Genomic DNA, 260 nt, shown 5'->3' with positions numbered 1-260 from the left:
TGCATCTAGCGCTGAATATACAGCACTACCAAAACCCACCGGCTCATCATCGCCACCAAAATCGCCACCAAATTTACGAATAAATGTACCATTTTCAATAGTAATTAACTCATCTAATTCATCGTCGTAAGAATTTTTTTTGCCTTTGAGCAATACATTATCCAATTCAATAGTTGTCTCGTTAATTCTGTATAATGTATTAATACTATGATCTTGCCTCTCTCTAGGTACTGATAATGTTTCCAATTTTCCTATTGCAG

General features: G+C 35.0%; 1 protein-coding gene. It reads right to left on the bottom strand.

The window, feature by feature from the left end:
• The coding region (locus ACFIO5_RS12900) for a hypothetical protein (RefSeq protein ID WP_375705619.1) at nt 1–246 on the bottom strand (246 nt) is incomplete at its 3' end.
• Between the last annotated feature and the right edge of the window lie 14 nt (nt 247–260).

Source organism: Bartonella sp. AA86SXKL, from assembly GCF_042196885.1.
This window is presented reverse-complemented; position numbering and strand designations above follow the sequence as displayed.